This window comes from Paraburkholderia phymatum (assembly GCF_038900715.1).
In the GTDB taxonomy this organism is placed as follows: Bacteria; Pseudomonadota; Gammaproteobacteria; order Burkholderiales; family Burkholderiaceae; genus Paraburkholderia; species Paraburkholderia phymatum_A.
In genome coordinates this window covers 1-428 of record NZ_JAYMRZ010000100.1, presented here as the reverse complement: position 1 = coordinate 428, position 428 = coordinate 1, and the positions used below count along the sequence as shown (strand labels likewise).

The window sequence follows — 428 nt, the reverse complement described above, 5'->3', positions numbered from 1 at the left end:
CGTCACTTTGACCGCGATGTGATCATCCTGTGTGTTCGCTGGTACCTGCGCTACAAGCTTAGCTTGCGCGATCTGGTCGAAATGATGGCGGAACGAGGCCTGTCGCTGGCCCACACGACGATCCTGCGCTGGGTGCGGCGCTTTACGACGGAGTTCGTCAAACGGTGGAACCGCTTCAGCAGGCCCACCGGCCAGTCCTGGCGCGTCGACGAGACTTACCTCAAGCTGCGCGGCAAGTGGATCTATCTTTATCGGGCGGTGGATCGGGTGGGTCAGACGGTAGACTTCATGCTAGTGCCAAGCGCGACGTGAAGGCGGCAAAAGCCTTTTTCAGGAAGGCAATCAGACTTCAGGGCCAGCCACCGAAGACCATCACGCTTGATGGCTATGCAGCCTCGCACCGCGCCGTGCGCGAGATGAAGGCCGAT

1 pseudogene is annotated in these 428 nt (G+C 60.0%); it reads left to right on the top strand.

Annotation, left to right across the window (positions count from 1 at the left end):
* Window positions 1–428 (top strand): annotated as a pseudogene (locus VSR68_RS42590) (IS6 family transposase); the annotation flags it as partial.